General features: G+C 58.5%; 11 protein-coding genes. 2 read left to right on the top strand and 9 right to left on the bottom strand.

Features of this window, described 5'->3' with window-relative positions; translation table 11 throughout:
* Positions 1-18: 18 nt before the first annotated feature.
* From E2F51_RS03250 to E2F51_RS03225, 6 genes are all read right to left on the bottom strand, one after another.
* A complete protein-coding gene (locus tag E2F51_RS03250) occupies positions 19-1,152 on the bottom strand; it encodes a mandelate racemase/muconate lactonizing enzyme family protein (protein ID WP_053144714.1) in 1,134 nt (377 codons plus the stop codon).
* Between the two features lie 11 nt (positions 1,153-1,163).
* Positions 1,164-2,972, bottom strand: coding sequence for an alkaline phosphatase family protein (locus E2F51_RS03245; protein WP_053144712.1), 1,809 nt, complete (start codon positions 2,970-2,972; stop codon positions 1,164-1,166).
* 9 nt (positions 2,973-2,981) lie between these two features.
* On the bottom strand, positions 2,982-3,686 hold the full coding sequence (locus E2F51_RS03240; RefSeq protein WP_053144710.1) for a GntR family transcriptional regulator: 705 nt from the start codon (positions 3,684-3,686) through the stop codon (positions 2,982-2,984).
* 50 nt (positions 3,687-3,736) lie between these two features.
* Positions 3,737-5,092 carry an MFS transporter gene (locus tag E2F51_RS03235; RefSeq protein WP_134822728.1) on the bottom strand — a complete coding sequence of 452 codons (1,356 nt, stop codon included), beginning with the start codon at positions 5,090-5,092 and terminating at the stop codon, positions 3,737-3,739.
* A gap of 216 nt (positions 5,093-5,308) precedes the next feature.
* Positions 5,309-7,204 carry a penicillin-binding protein 2 gene (gene mrdA / locus E2F51_RS03230; RefSeq protein ID WP_013203774.1) on the bottom strand — a complete coding sequence of 632 codons (1,896 nt, stop codon included), beginning with the start codon at positions 7,202-7,204 and terminating at the stop codon, positions 5,309-5,311.
* A gap of 167 nt (positions 7,205-7,371) precedes the next feature.
* A complete protein-coding gene (locus E2F51_RS03225) occupies positions 7,372-7,884 on the bottom strand; it encodes an SRPBCC domain-containing protein (protein ID WP_134822727.1) in 513 nt (170 codons plus the stop codon).
* 137 nt (positions 7,885-8,021) lie between these two features.
* Here E2F51_RS03225 and E2F51_RS03220 point away from each other — a divergent pair, with 137 nt between their 5' ends.
* A complete protein-coding gene (locus E2F51_RS03220; RefSeq protein WP_134822726.1) occupies positions 8,022-8,915 on the top strand; it encodes a LysR family transcriptional regulator in 894 nt (297 codons plus the stop codon).
* 115 nt (positions 8,916-9,030) lie between these two features.
* Here E2F51_RS03220 and E2F51_RS03215 read toward each other — a convergent pair whose 3' ends face one another.
* The 3 genes from E2F51_RS03215 to E2F51_RS03205 are packed head-to-tail and all read right to left on the bottom strand — an operon-like array spanning position 9,031 to position 11,962.
* Positions 9,031-9,981, bottom strand: coding sequence for an aliphatic sulfonate ABC transporter substrate-binding protein (locus E2F51_RS03215; RefSeq protein WP_134822725.1), 951 nt, complete (start codon positions 9,979-9,981; stop codon positions 9,031-9,033).
* Positions 9,978-10,832 (bottom strand): ABC transporter substrate-binding protein, encoded by an 855-nt coding sequence (locus tag E2F51_RS03210; RefSeq protein WP_134822724.1) that lies wholly within the window; start codon positions 10,830-10,832, stop codon positions 9,978-9,980. Before E2F51_RS03210 ends, E2F51_RS03215 begins: the two co-directional genes overlap by 4 nt.
* The gene (locus E2F51_RS03205; protein WP_134822723.1) at positions 10,829-11,962 is read right to left on the bottom strand and encodes an LLM class flavin-dependent oxidoreductase; all 1,134 of its coding nucleotides are present in this window, start codon (positions 11,960-11,962) and stop codon (positions 10,829-10,831) included. The genes E2F51_RS03210 and E2F51_RS03205 overlap by 4 nt, the downstream gene beginning before the upstream one ends.
* A gap of 211 nt (positions 11,963-12,173) precedes the next feature.
* Between E2F51_RS03205 and E2F51_RS03200 the strand changes: the two genes are divergently transcribed.
* Complete coding sequence (locus tag E2F51_RS03200; RefSeq protein WP_134822722.1) at positions 12,174-13,274, top strand: NADH:flavin oxidoreductase/NADH oxidase; 1,101 nt, start codon at positions 12,174-12,176, stop codon at positions 13,272-13,274.
* Positions 13,275-13,309: the final 35 nt, after the last annotated feature.

Raw genomic sequence — 13,309 nt, 5'->3', positions numbered from 1 at the left:
CCGTCAGCAACGGCAGGATCAGGCGATTTTAAAATCCTGTAACGCATCGCGGTTGATGTCGATGCCCAGGCCCGGACCGGTGGGAATACTGACCCGGCCCTGGCGATGAACGATAGGTGACGTGAGTATCGCCTGACGGATCGGGTGTTCGGTGCGATCAAACTCCAGCAGCGGTTCGGTTGGAGACAGCGAAACCGGCGAGTGTGACGGGACGGTGGCCATCCACTGCAGGGAAGCGGCAATACCGATGCCTGTCCCCCAGACGTGCGGGTTGGTTCTGACGCCAAAGGCCATCGCCATATCGGCTATCTTTTTGCATTCGGACAGCCCGCCTGCCGAACAGATATCCGGCTGCAGAATATCCATCGCCCGCTGGGTCAGCACTTCACGGAAGCCCTGGCGAGTAAACTCACATTCTCCACCGGCAATTGGAATGGTCAGCGCGGCTTTCACCGCCTTATAACCCGCCAGATCCTCCGGCGGCACCGGCTCTTCAAACCAGCTGATATCGAGATCTTCCACCAGACGTCCGAGTTTGATCGCTGACACCGCATCATAGGCGTGATTGGCATCAATCATCAGCGCCACGTCCGGGCCAATCGCCTGGCGCACCGCGCGGGTCACCGCCACGTCTTCCGCCACGCCGAAGCCGACCTTCAGCTTCATCGCCCGGAAGCCTTCTTCCACATAGCCCGCCGCTTCCTCCGCCAGGTACTGCAGCGGGTCACCGCCTTTGCGGCGATACAGTCCGGTGGCATACGCCTGCACGTCATCGCGCAGCGCGCCGCCCAGCAGTTGGTAAGCAGGGGCATTGAAGTGTTTCCCGCGAATATCCCACAGGGCGATATCAATGCCGCTTAGCCCCTGGATCAGCAGCCCTTTCTGGCCGTGATCGCGGTAACGGGCATAAATCTCCTGCCAGAGAAACTCCGTGCGCAGCGGATCGCAGCCAATCAGCGAGGTGGCAATCTCTTTCACCACCGCCTGGGTCATCCGCGCCGGGCCGTAGCATTCGCCCCAGCCGGTGTGGCCCTCGTCGGTTTCAATCTCGACCAGCATCGCGGTGCGGGTGTCATACCAGGCGCGCGAATAGGCAAAGGGTTCCTGTAATTTCGCCGACAGCAGGTGGGCGGTAACGCGGGTAATCTTCATCAAAATCTCCTTTAGCGCGCCGAAGCGGCCGGGCTGAGCAGGTCATACATCACGTTGCCATCCAGCGTGGCGTGATCCAGACCGAGCAGGTGGGCGATGGTGGCCGCCGGATCAACCATGCGGTGTGGTCCCTTGAGATGGCGATCGCGGTAATAGCCCTGACGAATGCCACTACCGTAGGCCAGCAGCACGCCATAATTCGAGGCGATGTGGGTTTCAGCGGTAGGCTTCTGTGGACCATGATTGGCACCCGGCACCTCCACCGCGCAGATATCGTCGCCGCTGCGGCTGGTGCCCCAGACAAACCCGGCGTTATAGGCAAAGACGATGTCGCCAGCACAGGGCCCCCAGAAGCCGATGCCAACCGCGTCGGCTTTTAGCAGCGCCAGGCTGACGGCATTGCGCGCGCGGCCCTTGTGCTGCACCTGCCAGCTTCCCAGTGCCAGCAGGACTTCAGCGCATACCGCCTCAAATTCGTCTGCGGCGACGATGCCCTGGGGTTCACGGCCCTGAAGATTGACGAAAATCTCCAGACCGCCGCGATCGTCCTTCAGGAACACTTTACTCTGGGCCGGCAGCAGATCGCCGTGGTCATCCAGCGTCACCAGCCCGTGCTTTTGCAGATAACGGTAGATATCGCACATGTATTCATTCGGCACCGCACCGTGGTCGGAGGCCAGCATCAGCGTGGTTTCTTCATCCATTTCTGCCAGCAGCTTACCGATTGAGGTGTCCAACACCCGGTAGCAGTCCCGCATCACGTCATCAAAGGTGGCGGCTTTTTCGGCATCATAGAAAGGCGACTGAGGATCAACCTGGCCCAGACAGTTGTGGTGCGATTCATCCGCAAGACGATGGACGGTGGCCCACAGCGAGAAGTCATGCTTTTGCGTCAGACGGATGGCGGTCTCACTCAGCCATAACGACTGCTCGTCGCCCTCCTGCAGGGTGGCCTGAAGGTAATCTTCATTTGGCGATGCCTTCACCACCCATTTGCTGTAGAACGGGCCAAATGCTTCAAGCAGCTCGTTGCCCAGCGCGGCGTCGGAAGCAATACCATTTTGACGCGTGACCTGGCTTTGCAAAATTTCGATATCGTTATTAGCCGGATCGAAGCGACCGGCAAAGAAGCGCACGCGGCCATCAACACCGTGATCGTTCAGCGGCAGCCAGCGGCTCCATTCACCGACCTGCAGCGCGAGTTTATCGCCACCGATCTGCAGTTCCGGCTGATGGCTGGCGGTTTCGGCGAGGGTAAAGGTCAGCGACGGACCCTGCTGGCCGTGCAGCGTCAACCGGTGTTTTCCGCCATGCTGTTCCAGCGCCTGCCAGGCGCCTTTCTCGTGATACGCCAGCGAAGACGAGGGTGGCCAGCCTAGCTTCTGCTGCCTGAGGGTTTTATTGCCCGTACGCTGCTCCAGCCGCGTGGTATGCCCCATCGCCTTAAACAATTCTGACGGCCAGGCGGCGGCGCGCCCCCAGTAAGGTGCGAAGCTAAAATGTGGTGAGTCAGCAGCGACAGTTTCCGGGAAGTGAACCAGCGAGGCGCGCAGCCCGTTGTTTTGCATCAGCGCCAGCAGGTTGGCGGTTGCGGCATTATCGGCCGGCTGACCCTGACCAATCCATGCGGTTCCCGGCGCCTGGCCAGCCATAAAGGTCACCCAGTTAACATCGCCCCAGGCGGAAATAAACGGCAGCAACTCGCAGGCTGCGCCTTGCTGAAACAGGGTTTGAATATGTGGCAGCACGCCCTCTGCGGCATATCTCTTCAACAACGGCATGGTTAAGCCATCTACGCCAAATACGATTACCTTACGCATGTCCTCTCCTCAGATACTCAGAGAAATTGATGCCGACTGACCGTACAGCGGCGTTTTATTGATGATGCAGTCAAGAATGCTGTTCATGCTGCTCTGAATATGGTGACGCATTGCTTGCTCAGCCCGGTTTTCGTCTCGGGCGATCAGTGCCTGCAGGATCTCGCAGTGCTCATAGTAGGACTGCAATTTCCGTCCCGGCAGGCGGCTGGCGATGATATGAAACTGGCGTAGCCGGTCGATGTAATTGGTCATGATGTTATTGAGGTAGTGATTGTCGATGCAGGCAAAAATCATTTCATGCAGCGAGTCACCCGGATCGCCGACCGCCGCTTCATCGGCCAGCAGCAGCGGCTCGAGCGTCGCCAGATAGGCCTGCATCTGCAGCAGTTGTGCCTGCTGCAGACGATGAGTGGCATTGCGAGTGGAGATGCCTTCCAGCGCTTCACGGATCAGAAACAGCTCCTGAATATCCCGCAGCCGGATCTCGGCGACAAACCAGCCTTTGCGTGGAGCCAGTTCGACAAAGCTTTCCTGTTCCAGCCGGTAGAGCGCTTCACGGATTGGCGTGCGGCTCATGCCAAGCTGCTCAATTAACCCCATTTCGGTCAGCGAACTGCCGGGAGCGATCTCCATATTGAGGATCATCTCTTTGATCTTTTCGTAAGCGATAAAGCTCAACGATTTCTTGATGTTGCCAGTTTCAGCTGCGGACATAGTGAACCCTCGCGATGTGACTGACCCGATAACGCCGGGAGATATCAGCGTCACTCTTTCAACTCAAAACGGTGGATTTTGCCGACCATAAACAGGTAGCAAAGGATCACGACCAGTGCATGGGCCACCACAAAAATCAGCACGCCATCGAAGGAGTGGGTCGCCTGCAGAATAAAGCCAATCGCAATCGGCGTGGTGATGCTGGAGGCGTTACTGAAGGTGTTAAGCACGCTGCCGGACAGGCCAGAAATCTGTGAAGGAGCAGTATCGGCATTGATCGTCCAGCCCATCCCGCCGATGCCTTTGCCAAGGAATGACAGCGCCATAATAAACACCACGGCGGCCTCGGAGGTGACGTAGTTACACAACACCATGATGGTGCACAGGATCATGCCGCTGACGATGGGGATTTTGCGCGCCACGGATAACGAGGTGCCGCGTTTGATCAGCAGATCCGAGACAAAGCCACCCAGCAGCCCGCCGAGGAATCCACAAATTGCCGGGATTGCCGCGACCATCCCGGCTTTCATAATGTTCATCTGTTTTTCTTCCACCAGGTACACCGGGAACCAGGTGATAAAGAAGAAGCCGATGGCATTCAGGCAGTACTGCGCGAGGTAAATCCCCAGCATCATCCGGCTGGCCAGCAGCTGTTTCAGGTAGCCCATCTGCGGGCCCCTTTTGTCTTTGCCTTTGGCATCCATATCCACCAGGGCGCCGCCTTCGGCCATATACGCCAGTTCGGCATCGTTGACCCTTGGGTGGTCTTTAGGGTTGTGGATCCAGATTTTCCAGATCGGTAAAAACGCCATGCCTAACAGCCCCATAACGGTAAAGGCGGCGTGCCAGCCGTAGCTGTGGATCAGCCAGCCCATCAGCGGAGCAAAGAACACGGTGGAACCGTACTGCGCCGAGTTAAAAATTGCCGCCGCCGTGCCGCGTTCGGCGTCAGGGAACCAGGCGGCAACGATGCGGCTGTTGGCCGGGAAAGAGGGGGCTTCCGAACCGCCGACAAGGAAACGCAGGGTGAACAGCACCAGCACCGCAGCAGTGCCGGTGACAAAGCCCGCCAGTCCGGTCATCAGGGTGAACAGCGACCAGAGGAAGATGCTACAGGCGTAAATCTTTTTTGAGCCAAAACGGTCCAGCAGCCAGCCGCCGGGCAACTGAAACAGCACGTATGCCCAGCCGAAGGCGGAGAAGATAAAGCCCATATCCCCCGGGCTAAGGCCCAACTCTTTTGACATGGTTGGGCCAGCCAGAGAGATAGACGCGCGGTCGGCATAGTTGATCAGGGTGATAAAAAACAGCACCAACACCACGATCCAGCGGGTATTGGTGCGTTTTGCCGTGACCGCGCTCTGACTGTAGGGCAGAACTTTTTGCTCACTCTCTGACTGGTGCATGGCGAAACCTCGGGCTTTTGTTATGGGACTGGAGGGTTTGTTAAATCACTGCACTCATTTTGTATATGAATTGTATACAACGTAGGGTGGCAACAATTTCAGGTCAAGGGAGCATGGCGCGGACGTGGTGATTTTGTGAGTTTGAACACGAATTAAGCAGGGGAGTGACAACGGGATTGCCCCACCAGCAAACGCGCTGGCAGGGCAGTAAACGGCTTATTGGGCGGTAAAGTTGCTGGTCGGATCGGCGGTGACCGGCATCGGGGCCACGTCTGGTGGCAGGAAGATGTGGTCGAGAATATTCCTCGCCAGCGGCGCGGCGGTGACGCCGTTGATGCCACCGTTCTCGAGGATGATCGCCATCGACACTTTCGGGTCGTTGAACGGCGCAAAGGCGGTATAGAAGATATGGTCGCGCAGACGGATCGGGATCATCTTGGCGTTATACACCTGGTTTTGCCGCAGGCCGAACACCTGCGAGGTCCCACTCTTCGCCGCAATGCCGTAGGGCGCGGTGTGGAAGTATTTATAGCCGGTGCCGTTGGGCGCATTGGCCATGCCGAACATGGCATGGCGCACCAGGCTCCAGTAAGGCGATTTGGCATCGCCAATCTGCTGTTCCGGCAACGTCTGTTTCCACGGGGTGATGCTCTTGCCCTGTTTGGCTTCATACAGCAGGTGCGGCTGGATCACCCGACCGTTGTTGATCAGCGTATCCAGCGCTTTCACCATCTGGATCGGCGTGGCAATCCAGTAACCCTGGCCGATGCCGACCGCGACGGTATCACCCTGATACCAGCCCTTTTTATGCACCTTCTGCTTCCATTCGCGGCTTGGCAGCAGGCCGTTGTACTCTTCATTCAGATCGATGCCGCTCGGTTTGCCGTAGCCGAACTGGCTGAGCATGGTGTGAATGCGGTCGATGCCCATCATAAAGGCCACCTGATAGAAGAAGGTATCCGCCGACTCTTCGATGGCGCGGGTGACATCCAGCGTGCCGTGGCCGCTTTTTTTCCAGTCGCGATACTTACGATCGGTGCCCGGCAGCGTCCAGGTCGGTGCGCCGAAGAAGGTGGTTTGCGGCGTAATGACGTGGGTCAGCAGCGCGGACATCGCCATATAGGGTTTTACCGTTGACGCAGGTGGATACAAACCTTGCGTCACGCGGTTAATCAGCGGCAGGTCTTTGTTCGCTAACAGTTCTTTATAGGCTTTGTAGCTGATGCCCTTCACAAACGGATTGGGATCGTAGCTCGGGCTGGAAACCATCGCCAGCACCTGGCCATCTTTCGGGTTCTCGATCAGCACCGCCGCACGCTGACCGACCAGCTGCGTTTCGACATACTGCTGAAGATGCAGGTCCAGCGTTAAGTAGAGGTTTTTACCCGCTACCGGCGGCACTTCTTTCAGCACGCGGATCACCCGACCGTGGTTATCCACCTCCACTTCCTGATAACCGGTTTTTCCGTGCAGCACCGACTCATAATAGCCTTCGATACCCTGCTTACCGATGTTGTGGTCGGCGGCATAGTTCTCGCCAACCCCTTCTTTATCAAGACGTTTGTAATCGTTGTCGTTTATTTTCGACACGTAGCCGATTACGTGCGCCAGGTCCGGCCCATAGGGATACTGTCGGTCTTCGTAGCTGCTGACGTTAACGCCGGTAAAGCGGTACTGGTTCACCGAGAAGCGGGCGACTTCTTCATCAGACAGCTCGGTTTTCAGCACCACCGGTTTATAACGGCTACCGGCATGCAGCGCGCGGGTAAAGGTATCGATATCGTCAGGCGACAGGTCGACAATCGGCGTCAGTTCCGTCAGCAGCGCCTTCATGTCCTGGATTTTATAGGGAATGATTTCAATGTCATGCCAGGTGACGTTTCTGACCAGCGGGATGCCATTGCGATCGAAAATGATCCCTCGCGTTGGGGCGATAGGGATCATTTTGATATCATTTTGATTGGAGCGGGTCTGGTAATACTGATTCTGCTCAATTTGCAGGTGGTACAGATTCACCACCAGCGTAATAAACCCTGCCACTACTATCCCAAAGGCGACTAAGGCCCTGCGAACAAAAAGCTTTTCTTCTTCTTCAAAATTTCTGAATTTCATTAACCGGCAATCGCATTATTTTTAGTCGTTTTCTGGTCTCATGATAGAGATTACCGGCCAAATCACGACACGAAAGATGCATATGCGGGCACTAAAGTGTGACATTTGTTGAAGATGTTACAGAAAAGACATCTTAACTAAGGCAAACTTTAGCGCCATGTTGCTGTTTATTGAGCTTTTTGCGCGGCGGATGCCAGTCCGTCGATCCATTCCTGATGCGCATTCAGCATCGGGTTAGGGCGGGTTTGCGCCAGTTCCTGCGCGGGTTTCCCGATCTGCGTTTCCTGGGTCAGGATGCGCACGCGGTTGCCCGGCAGATCCTCAAACAGCCAGGCATGATGCACATCCAGACGCGAATCCGCATCGCCTTCCACCCAGCCATGCCACGCAATGCGCGCCGATTCACCGGCCACCGGCGGCACGTATTCCGTCACTTCCGCTTCAACCGGGAAGCCAAAGGTGGTGAAGCGAAAGCGTGCACCGGCGCTCAATTCCGGGCCAGAGGCATCGTGAAAACGGATATCATCGGCATTGCTGTAATAACTGGCCCACAGCGCGGTGTTATTCAACTGCACCCAGACCTGAGCCGCATTAATGCCGGCGACGATGATTTCATTGGAGACGCTGTTATCGGTGGTGCCTGGCAGATAGCCTTCAGGCCAGATGATGGCGTTAAGCATGGGAAATTCCTGTGTTCAGTGGTGAGAGAGTCACCCGCTGGCGGCGCAACGTTTCTGCGTGCAGCGAGTGGATAACCCACAGCATGCGTGTCAGACTGACATAAATCTAATCACCGTTTTTTATTTTGGTTATCACCATGGCTGATATCAGAACGCTGGATCTGAACCTGTTAAAAGCGTTCTCCGCCCTGCTGGAGGAGCGCAACGTCACCCGCGCCGCCCGTCGTCTTTCGCTGACGCAACCGGCGGTCAGCGGCATGCTGGCCCGACTGCGCGAGAGCTTTGACGATCCGCTATTTGTCCGCGCGCCGCACGGCATTGTGCCGACGCCGCGTGCGCTGGAGCTGGCGGAGCCGGTGGCAAAAATCCTGCGGGATATCGACGGGATGCTGCAGCCCGCGGCATTCGATCCGGCGCAAAGCGAGATGCAGCTGACGATCGCCTCGACGGACTATGCGCTGCGGGCGGTGGTGGTGCCGTTTCTCGCCCGGTTGCGCACGCTGGCGCCTGGGCTACAGATCGCCGTCAGGCCGGTGGAAAACCGCCAGTTGCAGCAGCAGCTTGAACGCGGGGAAATCGATCTGGCTATCGTCACGCCGGAGAGCACGCCGCCAGAGCTGCACGCGCGTCGGCTGTTCGATGAAGAGTATGTCTGTATGCTGCGGGAGGGACATCCGGCGGCGGCGAAAAAGCTGACCTTAACGCGCTTTTGCGCGCTGGATCATGCGCTGGTTTCCTATGAAGGCGAGATGTTTTCCGGCGTGACCGACAGCGCGTTGCTGGCGTTGGGGCTGAAGCGCAAGGTGACGCTGTCGGTCACCAGTTTTCTGGTGCTGCCGGAAATCCTGCGCGACAGCGATCTGATTGCGGTGGTGCCAAAACGGCTGGCGGTGAATACCCAGGGGCTGACGCTGCTGTCGCCGCCGCTGGCGATCCCCGGTTTTACCAAAACCGTCGCCTGGCATGAACGCACCCATACGTCGGCCGGGCATCGCTGGATACGGCAGCAGCTGTTCGACACCTTCTCCTGAGTGGGACTGGCGCAGGCCGAAAACCCGCATTCTGCATGGCAAAGTCCGGCGCCATCCCTGGCACCCTCCATTGCTGGCATAACTACGGCGTCAACATCACCACAGGCTGCCAAAATTACGGCGTCAGCGTCACCACATGCTGGCGAATATCCGGGCGGCTTTTGATCAAGCCCTGCTGCTGATACCAGTCGGCAATGTGTTCAATATGCGCGATTGCCGCGTCATCAACCGGCGTCACCGGGACGGTGTTAACGTGGCCTAACTGCGCGGCCAGCGCCTCGCCCATTTGCCCCATCTGCGCTGCCCATATTTTCCCGGTCTCCAGCGGATGCGCTTTGGCCCAGCTGTTCTCCTGCTGCAACACCTGATACACCCACTTCAGCACGTCAGGATGCGCCTGATAAAACGCGTCGCTGACAAAATAGCCGGCGGCATTCTCCGAGCCCAACTGTTTGCCATTGCTTAACAGCCGCGCATCGTAGCTTTGCCGCGCCAATGACAGGAACGGATCCCAGATGGCCCAGGCATCGACATGGCCGCCGACAAAAGCGGTACCGGTATCCGACGGGCTGAGATAGACCTTCTGCACGGCGTTTTCCGGGATGCCGGCGCTGCTTAGCGCGCGTGAAAGCAGGTATTCGCCGGTGCCGCCTTTGTTGACCGCCACCTTTTTGCCGCGCAAATCATTCAGCGAATGGATCTCGCTGCTGTTGCGCACCACCAGGCCTTCACCGTCGGCAGGCATCGCCTGATAGGCAAAGAAACGCAGCGGCGAGCCGGCGGCAATGGCGGTCACAAAGGCGGTGGAGCTGCCGGTGGTCATGTCGATAGCCCCAGAATTCAGCGCTTCATACGCCGGTGCAGCGGCGGTAAACGGACCGGCCCACACCACCTTAACCTGATGTGCCGCCAGCGCTTTTTCCAGCGTGCCTTTCTCTTTGGCTAACGCCAGATCGGTCGGCCCACGCAAAAATCCAATGCGCAGGGTGATTGACTCTGCCGCCTGTGCCGCACCGGCGTACAGCAACAGCGCGCTGAGGGCCGCGCTTTTTATCCAACGGGTCATGCTTTTCTCCTGGGAAACACAGATACGGCAGCGGCAATAAAGCCCACCGCAAAAAGGTCATCAGCCTGCTGCTGCTGTTCGCTAAGCAAGGCGTCACTGGCCGGGATGATCCCCCATGGCCGGGCGCGCAGGGTCTGCTGCCATTCGGCCGGGCAGATCGCCGGGTTAAGATGGTGATTGAGGATCTGCGCCGCCGGGATCGGATTCTGCTCAATCCAGCGATCGTTGTGCGCCAGCTGTTCAACCACCCAGCGGGCCGCGTCGGGATGCGCCTGCTGCCAGGCGCGGCGCGTCCAGAACAATGAGCGGTTAACGATCTGACTGCCGACTGACATCCGGGCTTCTGTCGACGGGTGAGTCAGCGCCCGCGCCAGCCAGGGATCCCCCGCCAGCCAGCCATCAATTTCACCCGCCAGCAGCGCGTGCAGCGCCGCGTCGCCCTGAATATCCACCAGCGTCACGTCCTTGCGGCTCAGGCCCTGTTGATGCAGCAGGCGCGCCAGAAAATGATCGGTAAAGGAGCCCGGCATGCCCGACAGACGCGTGTTGGCCAGCGACGTCAGCGCGTTGCCCTTCAGCGCCAGCAAGGCGCAGTTGTTATCACGTGGCGGTGAGGCCGCAAGATAGGCGACGTCCAGCCCGCCCGCCTCTGCGGTTATCGGCGGCGTGGAGCCGGTGCCGACAATATCGACCCGATCTTCCGCCAGCCACTCACCGCTGCGCGCGCCCTGCGGATAATCAAACCAGTCGATCTGCCAGTCGCGTTCGGCGGCCAGCGGTTCAATCACTCCACGATGGCGCAGAATAAACAGCGAGAGATTGTTGGGGTGGCTGCCCAGACGAATTTTCATCGCGGCTTTTCCTCCGGGTCCAGCGGACGGTCCCACAGATTGCCCCAGGTAAAGCTGTTGTCCGGCTGCTGTTCGCTTTGGCTGAGGTTAAGACGCGGCATCACCAGCTCGCTAAACCGGTAGGCCTCTTCCAGCAGCGGGAAGCCGGAAAGGATAAACACCTCAACCCCGGCGTCCTGATAGGCGCGCAGCGTGCGTTCAACGGTTTCCGGGCTGCCAACAATCGCCGTGCCCGGACCCGGACGGACCAGGCCGATACCCGCCCACAGGCCAGGATAGATTTCGAGTTCACGCGGATCGGCCGGTTTCTGGTCATTATGCAGCGCGCTCATCCGCGACTGGCCGACCGAATCGGAACCGTTGGCAAGTTGCTGACGGGCGGCGATCGCCTTGTCATCCATGGTGGCGTACAGCGCATCTACGGCCTGCCAGGCGAGTTCATCGGTCTCGCGCACGATCACGTACAGCCGAATGCCGTAGCGTAGCTGGCGGTGATGCTTTTCGGCTTTGGCCTTCACCTGCGCGATTTTTTCAGCGGCCTGCGGCGGCGTTTCGCCCCACGACAGATAGGTATCGATATGCTTAGCCGCCACTTCCTGCGCGGATTCGGAGGAGCCACCAAACCACAATGGCGGTGGCGGATAGCCGCCGTTGCTCAGCGCCAGTTTGGCGTTTTCAACGTCGAGATGTTCCCCTTTGAAATTAACGCTTTCCTCATTGAGCAGCGGACGCAACACCTGCAAAAACTCATCGCTCAGCGCATAGCGGGCATCATGATCCAGATGCATGCCATAGGCGCTCAGGGTGTTTTTATCGCCGCTGACCACGTTCAGCAGCACCCGACCTTTCGAGAACTGGTTAAAGGTGACGGCCATCTTGGCCAGCAGCGTCGGCGAAATCAGCCCCGGCTGGATGGCAATCAGGAACTTCATCCGCTCGGTATAGGGGATTAGCGATGCGCCAAGGATCCACGGATCGTGCGCGCCGGTCGCCAGCAGCGCGCCGGTAAAACCGAGGTGATCGACCGCGCGGGCCACCTGTTGGAAGTAAGCATAATTGACCTGACGGCTGCCGGAGGCCGTCCAGGGTTGGTGACCGTCTGGTGCGGTTAAATACCAATAAATTTCCATGGTGTGTCTCAAAATTGACCAATAAGGGTCAACAGAATTAACCAGGGGGAAGGGCAGAGGAAATGCGAATAAAGACCAAGCATTGCCGGAAAAAGGGATTGGTTACCGCGCGCAACGCCGCCGAAGGCATTTGGTGCTACAGGTCGCAGTGCCATTGGGCGTTATGGTATCCCGCTATTTTCTGAGTTTCTTTTCGACTACTGAGGTTTCTATGCCAGGGCTATTTTCCCCGTTTGAATTGAAAGACGTAACGTTACGTAACCGTATTGCCGTGCCGCCAATGTGCCAGTACAGCGCTGTTGATGGCGTCAGTAATGACTGGCACCGCGTGCACTACAACAGCCTGGCGCGCGGTGGTGCGGGGCTGGTGATTGTGGAAGCCACGGCCGTTTCGCCAGAAGGTCGCATCACCCCGGGCTGTTTAGGTCTGTGGAATGACGAGCAGGCGGAAAAGCTGGCGCAGATTGCCCGCGAAATCAAAGCGGCCGGTGCCATCCCTGGCATCCAGATTGGTCATGCCGGACGTAAAGCCAGCGCCAACCTGCCGTGGGAAGGTGACGATCATATCGTTAAAACCGATCCGCGCAGCTGGGAGACCCTTTCCCCGTCCGCCGTGGCCTTTGGCAGCAACCTGCCGCAGGTCCCGCAGGAAATGACGCTGGCCGATATTGCCCGCGTGCGCAACGACTTTGCCGACGCCACCCGCCGCGCGCGTGAGGCCGGTTTTGAATGGCTGGAGCTGCATTTTGCCCATGGCTATCTGGCGCAGAGCTTCTTCTCGGTTCACGCCAACCAGCGTCAGGATCAGTACGGCGGCAATGCCGAAAATCGCGGGCGCTTCCTGCTGGAAACGCTGGATGCCGTGCGTCACCAGTGGCCGGAAAATCTGCCGCTGACCGCCCGTTTCGGCGTGATTGAGTACGATGGCCGCGATGAAGAGACGCTGAGCGAAGCCATCGACCTGACCAAAAAGTTCCGCGCTAACGGCCTGGATCTGCTGAGCGTCAGCGTCGGCTTCTCCACGCCGGACTCAAACATTCCGTGGGGACCGGCTTTCCTGGCCCCGGTTGCGGCCCGCGTGAAGCGCGAAGCGAACATTGCCGTGGCGTCCGCCTGGGGCATTGACGCGCCGCTGATTGCCAATCAAACCATTGAGAAAGGCGAGCTGGATCTGGTGATGGTCGGCAAGGCGCATCTGGCCAACCCGAACTGGACGTACCAGGCCGCACGCGACCTGAAGAAAGAGCAGGCGTCCTGGGTGCTGCCCGCACCGTATGCGCACTGGCTGGATCGCTACCGCGTCAGTCAGTAACGCGTGACGGGCAGGCGATCCCCCGCCTGCCCGTG

The organism is Erwinia sp. QL-Z3, assembly GCF_004551645.1.
GTDB lineage: Bacteria > Pseudomonadota > Gammaproteobacteria > Enterobacterales > Enterobacteriaceae > Erwinia > Erwinia billingiae.
This window is presented reverse-complemented; position numbering and strand designations above follow the sequence as displayed.